The organism is Bradyrhizobium sp. 76 (assembly GCF_023073025.1).
Lineage (GTDB): Bacteria > Pseudomonadota > Alphaproteobacteria > Rhizobiales > Xanthobacteraceae > Bradyrhizobium.
The window spans coordinates 937,476-953,204 of record NZ_JADPIS010000149.1 but is presented as its reverse complement, the minus strand read 5'-3'; the positions used below and the strand labels follow the sequence as shown (position 1 = coordinate 953,204).

The window sequence follows — 15,729 nt, the reverse complement described above, 5'->3', positions numbered from 1 at the left end:
GCGATCCGACAGACGTCTTCAGCATTTTTGGACAAGGCGGGCCGGTTACAGGCAAGAGCCTGCCCCATTTCCCCGGTAAGAGTCGCCTCATCGCTTTCGCGACGCGCGCGCCGTCAACCCCGAAACGCTCGCGCCCGCGACGTGCCGAGGAGACATGCCATGAAGATCGTCGTGATCGGCGGGACCGGATTGATCGGATCCAAGCTCGTAGCGAAGCTCAAGCAACAAGGCCACGACGCCGTCGCGGCTTCGCCGAAATCGGGCGTGAACGCCGTCACCGGAGAAGGCCTGGCAGCAGTGCTGGCGGGCGCGGATGTCGTGGTCGACGTTGCCAACGCGCCGTCGTGGGAGCCCGCCGCCGTGCTCGAATTTTTCGAGCGTTCGAGCAAGAACCTCGCCGCGACCGAGGCGGCTGCGGCCGTGAGGCATCATGTGGCGCTCTCGATCGTCGGGACCGAGCGTTCGCCCGACATCGCGTATTTTCGGGCCAAGCTGGCGCAAGAGACCATCGTCAAGGCATCTCCGGTCCCCTACTCGATCGTCCGCGCCACCCAGTTCTTCGAATTCCTCGGCGCCATCGGCGATATGGGTGCGGCCGATGGCCGGATCGTCGTTCCCTCGGCGTTGTTTCAGCCGATCGCCGCCGAGGACGTCGCCGATCGCCTCGCGGAGGTCGCAATGGGCCAGCCGCTCAACGGCACCATCGATATCGCAGGACCTGAGAAGGCGCCCTTCAATGACTTCATCGCACGGCGCCTGAAGGCGTCCGGCGACGCTCGACCGGTGGTGGGAGACCCAAGGGCGCCGTACTACGGCGCTCCCATCGACGACACGTCGCTGAACCCTCTCGGCGAGGCGCGGCTCGGGAAAACGTCGCTCGCAACCTGGCTCGCGAAACTTTGAGGAGACTCCCATGCGCAGATTGCTGATCGCAACCGCTGTTTATGCCGCATCATTCCTGACGGCCCATGCCGCCGAGACGGCGACACCCACGGCCAAGGTGACCGTCGTGTTCGACCAGGCGCTGCCCAATGTTCCCGGCAAGAGCATGAAGGGCGTGCTGGTCGAGTACGGCCCAGGAGGCTCCTCGCCCGCCCACATGCACCCGCGCTCCGCATTCATCTATGCCACAATCCTGGAAGGAGCGATCCGCAGCCAGGTCAATGACGAGCCTGCCAAGGTTTATCACAAGGGAGAGAACTTCTCTGAAAAGCCCGGCGACCGCCACGCCGTCAGCGCCAATGCCAGCGACACCGAGCCCGCGAAGCTGTTGGCGGTCTTTGTCGTGGATACTGCTGACAAGGAGCTCGTGACGCCTGTCGCGAAGTAACGCCAGGTCATCGCGTGTAATCAGGTGGCGCGCGGAGCGGCCATCTCCGCGGCGAGCAGCACCGCGGAGATGGCCGGCGCCGAGCGATGCAATGCCCTGGCCGGCGATGTCGTAGGCGCGACCGTGGGCAGGCGTGCAGATCGGGAATGGCCGCTCGGCGGCAATGCCCGCCCTTGCCCCACTTGCGCCGTCTTGCCCGAGACAAGAAGGCCGCTTGCCTCCCGCAACCACTGGGAGCATGCTCAGCCCCGCGGTGCCGGAGATCAAGACCCCTTGAGGTAAGCTGTGAATCTTCCGCAAGAGCCAGATTTATCAATCGAGAGAGACGCTCACGGGAACGTTCGGGAGCTGCGCCATTTGCAGGCCCCGGCAGTGGGCGAAGCGGGCCAATCGGCGAAGCGCGCAGCGCTCGCCTATCTGAAAGAGGCCGCGCTCGACAGAGGGTTGTTTCCACTGGCGCAGAGCGATTGGGACCACCTGAGCGATACGGTCGAGACGGATGGACCGGCTCGATCCGGCAAATCGAGATATCGATGGGAAGCCCCTCGTGAACTGAAGCGGAATTCGGAGCTCGAGACGACGATCGTCTGGTGCCAGCAGACCGCTCCACTTGAGGAGAACTCTGAATTCGTCCCCGATACGCTGGGGCACAGTATACGCGTGGTTGTCCATCATCGGCGGGGGATCCCTCACATCACCAGCCTGCGATTGACGACGATCGGGCACGCAAGTCTGTCGATCGCGTTGGAGAGTATCGAGCGAACGTTCGTCCGCCTCGATCCGGCATGGGCGGACGAGCTCGATGCCAACCTGGCCCTTCGATTTCTAGCCCCGGTTCTTGGCCTTGCCGATTCCGACTCAGAGGGTGCTATCACCGATGCCAGGCTCGTTGCCTATCGTCGTGACGACCGCAACGCGATTTATGGTGGCGTGCTGGGCCTGGCGATCAGCGCCACTGTCTTCATGCCTGCGGCAGGCGGTGATTCGATTGCGCATCAAATCCTGTTCGACCCTCTGGAGGACGAGCTTCTGCGCCGGGCGCCGATCGCCTCGGCTTGCGCCGGTTATGCCTTCCTCAACGATCCCGACAGCAAGACAGGCGCCCTCCATCTGCGTCCAGACAGCGGTGCCGACCTGCTCGATCACGAGCGCGATCCGGTCGGACTGCTCGACCTCGATCATGGCACCGGCGGACGCCGCAAGCTGTCAGGTCCGCGCGTGCGGGTGCTGACACCGGCTACACTCGGGAAAGATTTCGATCCGCCACACCAGCGACCTCCCTTCGCGTTCTCCGCCCGAACCAACGAGTTTGCCGCCGTCAGCGCCTACTGTCATTGCGACTCAATGATGCAACTGGTCGAACAATTCGGATTTGTTCTCAAAGACCATTTCGGAAAGGTCGCCCTGCCTTTGACCGTCGAACACCGGGCCAAGATGTTGACGGGCTCGGGAGCGCGCGATGGCCGTGGCATCAATGCGTATGTAACGCCATTCCGCGCTGACCAATTGGCGCCATCCTGGGACGTCAGGATGCTGTTCGGGCTCGCCGATTTTGCCGATACCTGGAAACACCCGTTGGGGCTCGCCGCCGACGTCCGCTTCGTGTGGCACGAGTTCTGCCATGTCCTGATCCTTGCCGCGACCGGTTCGACGGAGTTCGACTTCGCTCATAGCGCAGGCGACGCGCTGGCGGCGATCATGTGCGATCCCTCATCGAAGCTTCCCGCCCGGTATCGCGGCGTCACGTTTCCCTTCATCCAACTGCCGTTGCGGCGCCACGACCGCAAGGTCGAGGACGGATGGGGTTGGAACGGCACGCAGTATGAGAAACCTCTCCCCACCTACGGGCTACGGGATCCCGCCGGCTACAACGCGGAGCAGATCCTGTCGAGCACACTGTTCCAGCTCTATTGCGCCTTGGGCGGGGACGCGCTCCGCCGCAACGACGCGGGCCAATGTGAGCCGGACGTCGAAAGCCGCAGGGCGTCGGCCTATCATTGTGCATACCTCATCGTGCGCGCGATCGCTTCGCTGGGGAAGGTCAAGACCGAGCCGACCCGTGAGGCCACCCAGTTCGCCACGGCGTTGATGGATGCGGATATCGGCACACCTGATCTCGACTATGACGGATCGCCGATGCTGGGCGGAATGGTCCACAAAGTCATCCGCTGGGCGTTCGAGCAGCAGGGCCTTTATCGGGGCACAGCGGCCGGCACACAGGACGAGCCGGGGCGCGCGACGGCGATCGACATCTACGTCGACGATGGCCGCGCCGGCACATACGCGTACAGCGCGCACTGGCACGCACTTCCTGATGTCCTGTGGATCTGTAGCACTCCGGATTGCAGCGCTCCCGGCGAGCAGCCAATCCCGGAACGGGTCAATTATGTCTACGTCGCTCTGCGCAATCGGGGCGACCAAACGGCAAGGGCGGCGTCAGTTGATGTTTTTGCAGCCTTCGGAGACGCCGCCGAAACCTGGGATGCGACGTCAGGCCTTTGGCAAAAGCTGCAAGGAAGCAACGCGGGCAAGGACGTTGAGAGCGGATACTCAGTGATTTTTGGTCCCTTCGAGTGGAGACCGCGGGCCGACGTCAAAAATGCACTCCTTGTCCGCGCGACCGTTACTGGAGACCAGAGCAACATCGACGACTACTCCACCCTGCCCTGTGCCGTCGGACCCGTGCCGGTCGCAGATCTAGTCCGCGCCGACAACAACCTTGGCTACCGGGCGTGGCCAAGTCCGTAGCCGCCGTGCCAGGGCCAAGCCAACCCGCCACGGCGGGAGGTTCGGTCCGGACGCCGCCGTGGTCTTAAGGGAAGTTGGGGAACGGGTCGCTCGCAGGTGCCGTCGAGAGATTCCACTCGGTCTGGGCATCTTGGAACAGCTTCGGGATCTCGTGGCACTGGTGCTTGATCATGTCCGTGCACGCGCGAGCAATGAATTCACCCGCCGCACTGTCGCTCGGATAGTGCAGGCCGGCACGTTCACGATTGAACGCAACCCGCCTCGCAAGCCATTCGAGCTGTTCCTTGTAGTCGGGCAACACTTCCGCGAGGAAGAGCGACATCAGCCAGCTCTGGAGTGAATGGCCGCTCGGGAACGAGGCATGAGCCGGCGGACCGAAAGCCGGCAACAAGCCGGGACACACGAACGAGGCTCGCGGCCGACTGTAAAACTTCTTGTAGTGGGCCGCCACGATCTGGCCAATGCGCACCGCGAGGTTGATGATCACCAACGTCTTGAAGTGCGAACGGTTGTTGATGTCCAGCATATTCACCCAGTAGCCAGGCGCGTTGTCGTGCTGGAACACGATCTCGTTCATATAGCGTTCGCGATCGGTCTGCATGAGTTGCTGAAGGTGGCGAATCTCGGCGTTGACGAATTTGACGAAGTTCTTCTTGCTCGGCTGCCAACCCAGCAGGTCCGGAGTCTGTCCGGCAAGGTTGATCGACTTCCAGCCGGGACCGCACTTTTCCATGAACTCGGTGAGAAAGAGCAACGAGAGGACGTCGGGATCCCAAGGTCCGACCCTGCCCTGCCAGTCCGCCGTTGGCAGCGACTTGTCCGGGAAACTCGGATCGCTGTTCGGCCCAAGCTCGTATTGCAGCGTGAGAGGTCGGAAGCCGAGTTCAGGCGGGGTGGCCCCGAAGGCCATCCCCATGCCCATCCCCATACCCATTCCCATACCCATGCCCATACCCATTCCCATGCCCATTCCCATGTCGTCCTCCTGAGGTTGTTTTGCGAAAACTGTTTCTCGAAGGCGACCAGGCACTGCGGCGCAATTCGTCTCGCGATCAGCGAGGCAGCCCGGCTTCAATCAATCTTTCACCAAGCAGTGCGCGCCGCGCTGGCTGCTTGATCGGGTACCAAGTGCAATATTTGTCGACAGAGAATGACGGATCAATTCGCATGTGCGCGGCTCCAACTTCGCGCGCCTGATCGAGAGAACCAGCGGCCACCAGGCTCGCCGCGAGAAGCCGCAGGTTTGCGACAAACTGCGGAGCCGCCGCCATCACCTTGGTGCCCCAGTGCACCGCCTCGTCAAAGGTCTCGTTGGTATAATGGGCGTTGGTGAGGGCCGATTGATAGAAATAAGCGTAGGGGTCGAGCGGCGACAGCGACATCCCGTATGACGCGCGCGCGACCGCCCGCGGTCCATCGCCGAGATAGCAGTATGTCGACGCGCTCAGAGACCAGGCAATCGCGGAATTCGGCGTTCCGCCGATTGCACGGTCGAAGGCATCGACAGCGCGATCATAGGCGGCAAACAGAAAGGAATTGATATGCCCGAAGATAGCGAGCGCCATCGGGTCCGATGGCTCGAACTCAAGGGCGCGCGAAGCAAGCCTGAGGGCCTCGCGTGAGTCGGCCTCGAAGTCGGTCGTATGCCCCTCGCCAATGTGCAAGATGTACCACTTGGCCATCAGCGCATAGGCCGCCGCATAGTGAGGGTCATGGTCCAGGGCCCGCTCGAACAGGGTTCGCGCCACCAGCATGTCGTCATGGCCAAGACGGTACAGGCGGTACATCCCTTGCAGCACCAGGTCGTAGGCATTCATGCTTTGCGGGATTTTGCGCTCGGCATGCTTCAGTTCGGATATATGGATGTGGGGCAGTAGCGCGTAAGCGATGCTTGTGGCGATCTTCTCCTGCACGTCGAACAATTGGCTGATCGATGCCTCGTACTGATTGGTCCACAACATGGATCGGGTATCGACGTCGATCAACTCCACCCGCATTCTCAGCAGCTCGCCGCTGCGCTTGAGCGTTCCCGTGACGAGATATCGCACGCCCAGGCGATGGCAAACCGCACCGGGGTCGATGGTAGGGTCGGTGAAACCAAGCGTCGAGGTGCTTGACACGACGAACAGCTCTCGGATGCCCGCCAGCGATGCCACGATATCGTGGACGATACCCTGCGCGAGATAAGCGTCCCCCGGCTCAAGGCCGAGCATCTGCAAGGGCAGGACGGCCACAGATGGCTTCAGCGCATGAGCCACGGAGATGGTCGGAGCCCGGAGATCGCGATGGGCGATCTTGAACGCCCGGATGCGTCGCTCGATGTTCTTGAGCGTGAGAAACCCGAGGTCGGCGGCCTGGTAATGCAGATGATCCTTCACCTGATCGTGGATGGCCCCCGAAATGACGACCCCGCCTGAGCCGGCGAACTCCTGAAGCCGGGACGCAATATTGACGCCGTCCCCATAGATGTCGTCGCGCTCGGCGATGATCTCGCCGACATTAGCCGACATCCGCAACTGGAGCGGGTTACCGCCGTCGGAGGATGATTGGGCCAAATGCAGCTGCGTGCCAAGCGCGAAGCTGATCGCGTCAGCCGGGTTCTCGAATTCTAGGAGCAGGCCGTCGCCGGTGCTCTTGATCACCTTGCCGCCATTCGAAGCAACCCGCGGCTCGATCAGGTCTGCCCGCATCGACATCCATCGTCGATGCGTGCCGTCCTCGTCACTTCCCATCAGCCGGGAATATCCGACGACGTCGATGAAGACAGTGGCAGTGGTGCGCCGTTTCGATCGACTTGGATCGGAGCCGGCGTCCGGGGACGTGTTGTCGACTTTGATCATCATCAAGCGCAACAACCGACGGGCGGCCACACCATTGCGGCGCCTCGAGATTGTAGCAGACAGGGACTGTCGGGCAAATGCAAGGCTTCCACGGCCGCCGCCAAAGCTGACGGTTGGCAACGCCAATCATCTTCACGCCACGGTGACGCGACCAAAGCCTCGTTCAACAAGCAAATGGGAACACTCGCCTTTTACGCGAAAGTGCCTGGACCGTTGCGACAACAGAGCCGCCGCAGACCAGCACCCACAACCATGGGGCGCATTCCCTTCAGGAGACCAACGGGTGTCGAAATTGCGGCCTCGCCCCGAACCGGGACATCGCGCCCTGGGCGGCGTGCCAGGCAATGCGCCCGCGCCTGGCTTGCGGACCCCGAGCCGCCAGCCCTGTCCTCAAGGCCGACATGTGAGCCTGCCGTCCGATACGCTTCAGGCCACGCGGTGCGCGGCCATCTCCGCGGCGAGCAACACCGCGGCGCGGCTGGCACCGATTGATGCAATGCCCTGGCCCGCGATGTCGTAGGCGGTGCCGTGGGCGGGCGTGCAGATCGGGAACGGAAAGCCGCCGAGCAACGTCACGCCGCGATCAAAACCCATCAGCTTCATCGCGATCTGGCCCTGGTCGTGATACATCGTCAGCACCGCATCGAAGGCGCCGCCCTTGGCGCGCAGGAACACCGTGTCGGCAGGGAACGGCCCCTCGGCGGCAATGCCCTCCCGCTGGCCGGCCGCGACCACGGGCGCGATGACATCGATCTCCTCACGGCCGAAATTGCCGCCGTCGCCGGCATGCGGATTGAGACCGGCGACCGCGATGCGCGGCCGGGCGAAGCCGGCATTGCGCATGCACACATCGGTCAGCTTGAGCGCGCGATGGATGCGTTCGCCGGACAGTCGCGCAGCGACGTCCTTGAGCGGGATATGGGACGTCACGCGGGCGTTCCAGAGCCGGTCCAGCACGTTGAACTCGCTTGCGGGGGTTTTGAGCCCGACCACTTCCGCGGAGAACGCGATCTCGTCGTCATACTCGGCGCGGGCCAGCCGCATCGCCTGCTTGTTGAACGGCGTGAAGCAGACGGCATCGACCCGGCCGTCGCGGCCGAGCTCGAGCGCCTGCTTGTAGTTGGCAAGCGCGAACCTGCCGCCGGCGAGGCTCGCGACCCCCTGTTGGACGTCGCTAGGATCGAGGTGCCCGAGATCGACGAACAGCGTTTCGCCCTCCGCCAGGCGCAGATCGGCCCCCGGCTCCACTGTTGTCAGCTCCGGCTTGACGCCGGCAATGCGCGCGCCTTCGTCGAAGATGCGGCGGTCGCCGATCACGACGATCCGGCTACGCGCGCGGATGTCGTCCTGCACCACGAGCTTGGCGGTCAATTCCGGGCTGATGCCGGCGGGATCTCCCATTGCCAATGCAATGAGCGGCTGTGCGGTCATATGATCACTTTCTCCCGAGCGGTCTCTTGAGCTCTCTCTTGGGCTGTAATCTCGTCAGCGGACGGCGCAGGCTTGCGCACCAGGCGCGCAAGCTGCAGCACGAGCGGGAGCAGCAACAGCACGATGCCGGCCACGATCAGGCACGTCACGAGCTTGTTGGCGAAGAATATCCCGAGCGATCCCTTGGACATCAGCATCGACTGCCGAAACGCATCCTCGGCCTTGTCGCCGATGACGATCGCGAGCACGAGCGGCGCCAGCGGATAGAACAGCTTCTTGAAGAGGTAGCCGACGATGCCGAAGCCGAGCATCATGACGACATCGAGATAGGAGTTCGACACCGAATAGGCGCCGACGACGCAGATGATCACGATCAGCGGCGCGATGATCACGAAGGGAATCCGCATCAGGGCGGCGAAGACCGGCACGGTCAGCAGCACCAGCACGACGGCGACGATGTTGCCGACATACATCGAGGCAATCAGGCCCCAGACGAAGTCCTTCTGGTCCACGAACAGCATCGGCCCGGGATTGAGGCCCCAGATCATCAGCCCGCCCATCATGACGGCCGCAGTGGCCGAGCCGGGAATGCCGAGCGAGAGCATGGGCAGAAGCGCGCTGGTGCCGGCGGCATGATCGGCCGTCTCCGGCGAGATGATGCCCTCGACCTCTCCGGTGCCGAAGTATCGGCCGCGGCGCGAGAAGCGGCGGGCGATGCCGTAGCTCATGAAGGATGCCGCGGTCGGGCCGCCTGGCGTGATCCCCATCCAGCATCCGATGGCCGCGCTGCGCAGCAGTGCCACACTATGCCGCGGCAGGCGGCCGATCGCGCGAAATACCTCGCGCCACTCTATCTTCGACGAGACCGCGCGGGCATGAAACTCCTCTTCGACGGCGACGAGCAGCTCGCCAATGCCGAACAGCCCCATCACCGCGACAACGAAGTTCACGCCCTTGACCAGTTCGTCGACGCCCATGGTGAGACGCACGCTGCCGGAAACGGTGTCGATGCCGATGGCGGCAATGGCGAAGCCGATCGCCAGCGCGACGACGGTCTTGATCGGCGCCGCCCCGCCCATGCCCACGAAGCTGGCGAAGGCCAGGAAATAGACCGCGAAATATTCCGCCGGCCCGAAAGCGAGTGCGACCTGCGCCACCCATGATGCGAGGAAGGTGATCAGGATGACGCCGATCAGCGCGCCGAACGCCGCCGAGCCGAAGGCGGTGGCGAGCGCCGTCGTCGGCCGTCCATCGCGCGCCATCGGATAGCCGTCGAAGGTGGTGGCGACAGACGACGGCTCGCCCGGGATGTTGAACAGGATCGAGGTCACGGATCCCCCGAACAACGCGCCCCAATACATGCTGGAGAGCAGGATGATGGCGGAGACCGGCTGCATGCCGAAGGTCAGCGGTAGCAGCAGCGACACCCCGTTCGGAGCACCCAGCCCGGGCAGCACGCCGACAAGAATGCCGAGCAGCACGCCGATCACCATCAGCGCCAGATGCGGCAGCGTGATCGCGATGCTAAAGCCGTGAAGGAGTTCCTGGAGATTGTCCATCGGCCTCTCCGTCAGAAGCCGAAGGCCGCGGCGAGCGCGCCGTGCGGCAAGCTCACCTGGAACATGCGCTCGAACACGATGTAGAGCGCGAGCGCCGTCGCCGCCGCCATGCCAAGCGCGCGCGGCACGGATTGTTGTCGGGGGATCGCCAGCACCGCGAAGATGTACAGGGCTGAGGCGACGTACATCCCGGCCAACGGGATCGCAGCCACAAAAATTGCCGCCGGCACGAACAGGCCGGCAAGGCGGCGCAACTCGATCGACGTGATCGCGATGGGGACATTCGCCAGTGACGTAACCGGCATCAAACCGCGCACCAGATTGTAGAGACTTCCAAGCATGATGATGATGCCGGTCAGGAACGGGAACGTGCCGGCGTCCACGCCCGCGCTCGACCAGCCGATACCGTTATCGAGGCTGGAGACAACGACGGCCACACCAAAGCTGCCGGTGAGGATTGCGGTCGCAAGTTCGAGGGCGCGGCGCGATATCATGGGAGGCTCCGGTCAGGCTAAGTACAATGGCCGGCTATGGCGCACATGTTCCCCAACGCTCGGTGTCGTCCCGGCCTAGTGCGCAATTGCGCACTAGGCCGGGACGACGGAGGGGTTGGAGGCTTGCGCCGCCTCACTTGACCAACCAGCCCTGCTCGCCCGCGACCTGCTTGACGTGTTCGAGGTCGTCCTTGATGAACTTGTCAAAATCGGCGCCGGTCAGGAACGTGTCGACCTGGGAGGTTTTCTCGATGTAGTCCTTCCACTCCGGGGTCGCCTGCACCTTCTTCATCAGGTCAACATAGAACGTCGCCTGGTCCGGGGTGACCTTGCCGGGGAGCCACACCGTCCGCGGCTGCTCATATTGCTTGATGTCGAGACCCTGCTCGACGCAGGTCGGAACGTCGCCCCAGCCTTCGGTGGCGGTGACCTTGGCGCCCTGCGGCAACCGCTTCGGGCTGAAAACGCAAAGCGGCCGCTGCGTTCCACCGCGCCATTGCCCGAGACTTTCGCTGGGATTGTTGACGTGGGAGTCGAGGTGTCCGCCGGCGAGCTGCACGGCAGTCTCGGCCCCGCTCTTGAAGGGGATGTAGGTCAGCTTGATGTGGCCGGCCTTCTCGATCATGCGGGTCAGCACCTCGTCGGTATCCTTCGACTGCGCGCCGCCCATCTTGAACTCGCCGGATGCGGCCGCCTTCAGATAGTCGCCCGCCGTCTTGTAGGGCGCGTCCTGCTTGACCCAGAGCAGGAACTCGTCCTGCGCCATTGCCGCGATGGCAGTGAGATCGGTGTAGTTGAAGGCGACCTTGGAGACGAGCGGCTGCTGCCAGGCATTCGACGTGCCGAAGATCACCTTGTAGGGATCGCCGGCGGATGCCTTGCCGTAGACATAGCCTTCCGCTCCGCTGCCGCCGCCCTTGTTGACGACGACGATCGGCTGCTCCACCAGCTTGTGCTTGGTGATGATGTTCTGCACGGCGCGCGCGAGATTGTCGGTGCCGCCGCCGGGTCCCGCGGTCGCCACGAACTCGATCGGCTTTTGCGGCTGCCAGGCGCTGAGCGCCGGCACCGTGCCGGCGAGCACGGTTGCGGCGGCGGAGAGCAGAAGTATTGACGTCCGACCCATGATGTCCTCCAGCTGATTTTTGTCTCTTGTTCTTGTCGTTTTCGACGCCCGGTCAGGCGACGCGTTCCTCGCGTCTTCCCGATGCCAGCACGATTGCGCCTTCTTTTTCGAGCGCTTCGATCTGCTTCTGGTCGAACCCGTGCTCGACCAGGACCTCGCTTGTATGCTCACCGTAGACCGGCGCGCCCGTACGCACTTTGCCTGGGGTCTCCGAAAACTTGACCGGCAAGCCGATCGTCTTCACCGGACCGAGCGTGGAATGCTCGACCTCGACGACCATCTCGCGCGCCAGCGTCTGCGGATCGCTGAGCGCCTCCAGCATGTCGTGCACGGGTCCGCACGGCACGCCCTTCTCGTCCAGTGCCGCCAGCCAGTGCGCCCGCGTCCGGGTGCGGAAGCGCTCGCTCAGGACGGCTTCGAGCTCCTTCAGATTGGCCATGCGGTCGGCGCCGTTGATGAAACGCGGATCGGATGCGAGCTCGCTCGCACCGAGCGCGTCCAGCATCAACAGCCAGTGCTTCTTGTTGGCGCCGCCGACCACCAGCCAGCCGTCGGAGGCCTCGAAGGCCTGATATGGCGCGTTGAGCGGATGGGCCGAACCCATCGCGCGCGGCGCGGTGCCCGCGGCGAGCGCGATGGTCGACTGCCAGTAGGTCTGCACCAGCGCGGCCTCATAGAGCGAGGTCTCGACCCACTGCCCTTCGCCGGTCTTGAGACGGTGCGTGTAGGCTGCGAGGATGCCCATGCTCGCCAGCAGGCCGGCGGTGATGTCGGACAGCGGCGGGCCGCATTTCACGGGCGGACCATCGGGACGTTCGCCCGTGAAGCTCATGATGCCGCTCATGGCCTGGGCGACCAGATCGAAGCCGCGGCGATGCTTGTAGGGCCCGGTGCGGCCGAAGCCCGACAGCGAGCAATAGATCAGCGCTGGATGCTGCTTGTGCAGGTCTTCATAGCCGAAGCCGAGGCGCTCCATGGCGCCCGGCGCAAAGTTCTCGACCAGCACGTCAGCGCCCGCGATCAGCCGCCGCAACACCCGCTTGCCGCCATCGGTCTTCAGATCCAGCACGATGCCGCGCTTGTTGCGGTTCATCATCAGAAAGGAGGCCGCCTCGTCGCCAATCTTCGGCGGCACCGAATGGCGGGTGTCGTCACCGTTCGGCGATTTCTCGATCTTGATCACGTCGGCGCCCATATCGGCCAGCATCAAGGTGCAGGTCGGCCCTGCCATGACATGGGTGAGGTCGATGACCTTGAGGCCGGCAAGCGGCCCCGAACGGGCGGAGGTTGATTGCGAGCGATCGCTTTGCATCGGGGCGTCCTATTGGCCGCGCCATTGCGGCGCGCGCTTGGTGAGGAAAGCATCGAGCCCTTCGCGAAAATCCTGGCTCGTGTAGCACATCAGGATGAGGTCTTCGCCCTCGTCCGGCGTCAGCCGCCTTTGCAGGCGCGCCACGGCCTGCTTGGTCGCATTCAGCGTCAGCGGCGCGTGGCTGGCGAGCAGCCGGGCAACCTCATCGGCGCGCCGGTCGAGCGCGGCGAGATCCTCGACGATCTCGCCGAGCAGCCCGACGCTGGCGGCCTCCGTCGCGTCGACCAAGCGCGCGGTGAAGATCAGATCCTTGACACGGGCAGCGCCGATCAGCGCGGTGAGACGACTGACATTGGACATCGACAGGCAATTGCCGAGCGTGCGGGCAATGGGAAAGCCGATTTTCGCGCTTTGGGTGCCGATGCGGAGGTCGCAGGCCGCGGCAATGCCGGCGCCGCCGCCGGTGCAGAACCCATTGATCGCGGCGATCGTCGGCACGCGGCACTGTTCGAGTGTGGTCAGCACCCGATCGATGCGGTTCTCGTAGTCGACCGCGTCCTGCGGCGACTTGAAATCGCGGAACTGATTGATGTCGGTGCCCGCGGCAAACGCCTTGTCGCCGGCCCCGCGCAGCACCAGCACCTTGATCGCCTGATCGTCGTTGATCTCCTCGCAGATCGCGGCAAGCCGCTCGTACATCGCGAAGGTGAAGGCGTTGCGGGCCTGCGGACGATTGAAGGTGATCCGCCCGATACCGTCCTGGCGCTCGAAAACGAGGTCTTCCGCCACCACCTGCTGGTCCATTTCCTCATGTCCTTCTGCTTTTCTACATTTTTGAATGCAAAATTGTCGATTTACAAGCTGGAACTTGCCTTAATCCGCATATATCTTCATTTTTGCATTCAAATGGACTTCAGACCCATGCTTCATGAGGAAGTCGTCGGCCGCATCCGGGCCATCCTGCTCGACGGCGAAATCCCGCCGGGCGCGCGGATTCCCGAGCGTGAGCTGTGCGAGCGGCTCCAGATATCGCGCACGCCGCTACGCGAGGCTCTCAAGGTGCTCGCCGCCGAAGGGCTCGTGCAGCTCCTGCCCCACCGTGGCTCGCGTGCGGCAAAACTGACCGACAAGGACATGCGCGACCTGTTCGAGGTCTGCCAGGGTCTCGAGGCGCTCGCCGGCGAACTCGCCTGCGAACGCATCACCGATGCCGAGATCGACGCGATCGCCGCCGCGCACGCAGACATGGTGCGGCATTATCGTGATGGCGACCTCATCCAGTACTATCGCGGCAACCGCGCCATTCACGAAGGCATCGTCGCTGCGGCCGGCAACCCGGTGCTCGCGGGGTTGTATGCGTCCGTGACCGCGCGCATCCGGCGCGCGCGTTATGTCACGCCGATGACGCCCGAGCGCTGGGCGGTCGCAGTGCAGGAGCATGACGCCATCCTGAATGCACTGCAGAGGCGCGACGGCGTCGGCCTCGCCCATATCCTGCGCGCGCATCTACGCCACAAGCGCGAAGAGGTTTTGCAGGCGGGCTTTGCCGAAACGGAAGGCAGTGACCTGGTGCCGCGGATTGCGTGAGACGGCATTCGCCACGCAGAAAGAAACCTGCGGTCCCGCCACAACGCTCGGTCAAGAGACACAATCGCGACACAATCATTGATTGCATTTGACTGCATCGGTCGGATCGTGCTGACGCGAGGCGATCGGCGCAGGCCGAAGGTAACGCGCGAACAATTGCGCAAAACAAAACACAAAAGCGGAGGAAACGCATGACAATCGATGTCTCACGTCGGTCCTTGTTTGCCCTCGGGGCTGGCCTTGGTGCCAGCGCAATGCTCGGCAGCAGCGCGATGGCGCGCGCTCCCAAGCTCGGCACCCAGACGCCTTACTGGCACCGCTTCGTTCTCGGCGATGCCGAAGTCACGATCGTCTCCGACGGACCGCTTCCGCTCGGCGACCCCTCCGGGACCTTCACCGGCGTTCCCAAGGAAGAGGTGAAGAAGATGCTCGCCGACAATTTCCTGTCGCCGGACAATGTCGTGCTCGAACAGAACTCGCCGATCGTCAACACCGGCGACAAGCTCATCCTGTTCGATACCGGCATGGGCAGCTCCAAGCTGTTCGGCGCCACCACCGGCCGGCAGCAGAAGAGCATGACCGAGGCCGGCATCAAGCCCGGGGACATCGATGCGGTGGTCTGCTCACATGCCCATATCGACCACATCGGCGGCATCGTGGACGACGGCGGCAAGCCGCTGTTTCCGAACGCGCAGATCTACATCTCGCAGACCGATTTCGACTTCTGGACCGACGAAGGCAAGCTCGGCAGCGACGCCAAGGATTTCGTCGTTCACGCCCGCAAGAACCTGCTGCCGGTGCGCGACCGCATCGTGTTCTTCAAGGACGGCCAGGAATTCCTGCCGGGCGTGCAGGCGATCTCGGCCCCCGGTCATACCGTCGGCCATACCATCTTCATGGTCTCGTCGGCCGGCAAGTCCTTCGCCTTCATGGGCGACCTCTCGCATCATTCGGTGCTGCTGCTGGAGCGGCCGCGGATGGAATTCTCCTACGACACCGATCCCAAGCAGGCGGCCGAGTCGCGCGTCAAGCTGCTGACCATGCTTGCGGCGAACAAGGTGCCCGTGATGTCCTATCACTTCGCCTGGCCGGGCTATGGCCATGTCGCCAAGGCCGGCGAAGGATTCCATTATTATCCCGAACCGATGCAGATGACGTTGTAATCGCCGGATCAGGTCCGGGTGGCGCAAGCGCCGCCCGGACCATCCGAACGATCACCGCCGTCCGGCTGACCGGCAAGCAACTGCAATCCGCAATGTCTCCGGCGGCGTTGGCAGGCGGACATTTTGGTGTTATTGAATT

The 15,729-nt window shown here is 63.6% G+C and carries 13 protein-coding genes and 1 pseudogene; 5 read left to right on the top strand and 9 right to left on the bottom strand.

Annotation, left to right across the window (positions count from 1 at the left end; all coding sequences use genetic code 11):
* Positions 1–159: 159 nt before the first annotated feature.
* Positions 160–903 (top strand): SDR family oxidoreductase, encoded by a 744-nt coding sequence (locus IVB48_RS40090; RefSeq protein ID WP_247408719.1) that lies wholly within the window; start codon positions 160–162, stop codon positions 901–903.
* 10 nt (positions 904–913) lie between these two features.
* Positions 914–1,330, top strand: coding sequence for a cupin domain-containing protein (locus tag IVB48_RS40085; RefSeq protein WP_027569894.1), 417 nt, complete (start codon positions 914–916; stop codon positions 1,328–1,330).
* A gap of 20 nt (positions 1,331–1,350) precedes the next feature.
* Here IVB48_RS40085 and IVB48_RS40080 read toward each other — a convergent pair.
* Positions 1,351–1,480, bottom strand: a pseudogene (locus tag IVB48_RS40080) (4-hydroxythreonine-4-phosphate dehydrogenase); the annotation flags it as partial.
* 207 nt (positions 1,481–1,687) lie between these two features.
* Here IVB48_RS40080 and IVB48_RS40075 point away from each other — a divergent pair.
* Complete coding sequence (locus IVB48_RS40075) at positions 1,688–4,078, top strand: hypothetical protein (protein WP_247408717.1); 2,391 nt, start codon at positions 1,688–1,690, stop codon at positions 4,076–4,078.
* 64 nt (positions 4,079–4,142) lie between these two features.
* Here the strand turns inward: IVB48_RS40075 and IVB48_RS40070 are convergent, their stop codons facing one another.
* From IVB48_RS40070 to IVB48_RS40035, 8 genes are all read right to left on the bottom strand, one after another.
* A complete protein-coding gene (locus IVB48_RS40070) occupies positions 4,143–5,054 on the bottom strand; it encodes a phosphatase PAP2 family protein (protein WP_247408714.1) in 912 nt (303 codons plus the stop codon).
* Positions 5,055–5,130: 76 nt separating this feature from the next.
* Positions 5,131–6,921 carry an adenylate/guanylate cyclase domain-containing protein gene (locus IVB48_RS40065; protein ID WP_247408833.1) on the bottom strand — a complete coding sequence of 597 codons (1,791 nt, stop codon included), beginning with the start codon at positions 6,919–6,921 and terminating at the stop codon, positions 5,131–5,133.
* Between the two features lie 423 nt (positions 6,922–7,344).
* Positions 7,345–8,349: a 4-hydroxythreonine-4-phosphate dehydrogenase PdxA gene (locus tag IVB48_RS40060; protein WP_247408712.1), complete on the bottom strand. Its 1,005-nt coding sequence runs from the start codon at positions 8,347–8,349 to the stop codon at positions 7,345–7,347.
* On the bottom strand, positions 8,346–9,908 hold the full coding sequence (locus IVB48_RS40055) for a tripartite tricarboxylate transporter permease (RefSeq protein ID WP_247408710.1): 1,563 nt from the start codon (positions 9,906–9,908) through the stop codon (positions 8,346–8,348). Before IVB48_RS40055 ends, IVB48_RS40060 begins: the two co-directional genes overlap by 4 nt.
* 11 nt (positions 9,909–9,919) lie before the next feature.
* Positions 9,920–10,402 (bottom strand): tripartite tricarboxylate transporter TctB family protein, encoded by a 483-nt coding sequence (locus IVB48_RS40050; RefSeq protein ID WP_247408708.1) that lies wholly within the window; start codon positions 10,400–10,402, stop codon positions 9,920–9,922.
* A gap of 133 nt (positions 10,403–10,535) precedes the next feature.
* Complete coding sequence (locus tag IVB48_RS40045) at positions 10,536–11,528, bottom strand: tripartite tricarboxylate transporter substrate-binding protein (RefSeq protein WP_247408706.1); 993 nt, start codon at positions 11,526–11,528, stop codon at positions 10,536–10,538.
* Positions 11,529–11,580: 52 nt separating this feature from the next.
* A complete protein-coding gene (locus IVB48_RS40040) occupies positions 11,581–12,840 on the bottom strand; it encodes a CoA transferase (protein WP_247408704.1) in 1,260 nt (419 codons plus the stop codon).
* 9 nt (positions 12,841–12,849) lie between these two features.
* A complete protein-coding gene (locus tag IVB48_RS40035; RefSeq protein ID WP_027569888.1) occupies positions 12,850–13,644 on the bottom strand; it encodes an enoyl-CoA hydratase/isomerase family protein in 795 nt (264 codons plus the stop codon).
* A gap of 117 nt (positions 13,645–13,761) precedes the next feature.
* Here IVB48_RS40035 and IVB48_RS40030 point away from each other — a divergent pair, with 117 nt between their 5' ends.
* Positions 13,762–14,427: a GntR family transcriptional regulator gene (locus IVB48_RS40030; protein ID WP_247408702.1), complete on the top strand. Its 666-nt coding sequence runs from the start codon at positions 13,762–13,764 to the stop codon at positions 14,425–14,427.
* 191 nt (positions 14,428–14,618) lie between these two features.
* Positions 14,619–15,590 (top strand): MBL fold metallo-hydrolase, encoded by a 972-nt coding sequence (locus IVB48_RS40025; protein WP_027569886.1) that lies wholly within the window; start codon positions 14,619–14,621, stop codon positions 15,588–15,590.
* Positions 15,591–15,729: the final 139 nt, after the last annotated feature.

Excerpts from the sequence above, each read along its gene's own strand:
- IVB48_RS40025 (WP_027569886.1), top strand. The coding sequence starts at position 14,619 with ATGACAATCGATGTCTCACGTCGGTCCTTGTTTGCCCTCGGGGCTGGC.
- IVB48_RS40030 (WP_247408702.1), top strand. The coding sequence starts at position 13,762 with ATGCTTCATGAGGAAGTCGTCGGCCGCATCCGGGCCATCCTGCTCGAC.
- IVB48_RS40045 (WP_247408706.1), bottom strand. The coding sequence starts at position 11,528 with ATGGGTCGGACGTCAATACTTCTGCTCTCCGCCGCCGCAACCGTGCTC.
- IVB48_RS40050 (WP_247408708.1), bottom strand. The coding sequence starts at position 10,402 with ATGATATCGCGCCGCGCCCTCGAACTTGCGACCGCAATCCTCACCGGC.
- IVB48_RS40040 (WP_247408704.1), bottom strand. The coding sequence starts at position 12,840 with ATGCAAAGCGATCGCTCGCAATCAACCTCCGCCCGTTCGGGGCCGCTT.
- IVB48_RS40065 (WP_247408833.1), bottom strand. The coding sequence starts at position 6,921 with ATGATGATCAAAGTCGACAACACGTCCCCGGACGCCGGCTCCGATCCA.
- IVB48_RS40085 (WP_027569894.1), top strand. The coding sequence starts at position 914 with ATGCGCAGATTGCTGATCGCAACCGCTGTTTATGCCGCATCATTCCTG.
- IVB48_RS40070 (WP_247408714.1), bottom strand. The coding sequence starts at position 5,054 with ATGGGAATGGGCATGGGAATGGGTATGGGCATGGGTATGGGAATGGGT.
- IVB48_RS40035 (WP_027569888.1), bottom strand. The coding sequence starts at position 13,644 with ATGGACCAGCAGGTGGTGGCGGAAGACCTCGTTTTCGAGCGCCAGGAC.
- IVB48_RS40060 (WP_247408712.1), bottom strand. The coding sequence starts at position 8,349 with ATGACCGCACAGCCGCTCATTGCATTGGCAATGGGAGATCCCGCCGGC.
- IVB48_RS40090 (WP_247408719.1), top strand. The coding sequence starts at position 160 with ATGAAGATCGTCGTGATCGGCGGGACCGGATTGATCGGATCCAAGCTC.
- IVB48_RS40055 (WP_247408710.1), bottom strand. The coding sequence starts at position 9,908 with ATGGACAATCTCCAGGAACTCCTTCACGGCTTTAGCATCGCGATCACG.